Annotated in this window: 1 pseudogene; it reads left to right on the top strand. The window is 53.0% G+C overall.

Annotated features, from left to right (window positions below):
- A pseudogene (secA, locus tag ACTHS3_RS17300) lies at nucleotides 1-364 on the top strand (preprotein translocase subunit SecA); the annotation flags it as partial.

Genomic DNA, 364 nt, shown 5'->3' on the forward strand with positions numbered 1-364 from the left:
ACGCAACGAAATCCTCAACAGCAAAGACGTCAGCGACCTGACTAAAGGTATCCGCGAAGAAGTCATCAGCGATTTGGTCGATTTGTACATACCGCCCGACAGCATGGAAGAGCAATGGGACATCCCCGCACTCGAAAGCCAGCTTGCCGCCGAAGTCCGCCTGCACGAAGACATCCAAGCATGGCTCAAAGCAGACAGCACTTTGGACAATCAGGACATCAAAGAGCGTCTGATTAAACGCGTGGAAGAAGAATACGCGGCAAAAGTCGAGCTGGTCGGTAAAAAACCGATGGCGGATTTCGAACGCAACGTCATGCTGCAAGTCATCGACCTGCAATGGCGCGAACACCTTGCCGCCATGGAC

This window comes from Neisseria sp. P0009.S007, assembly GCF_051962515.1.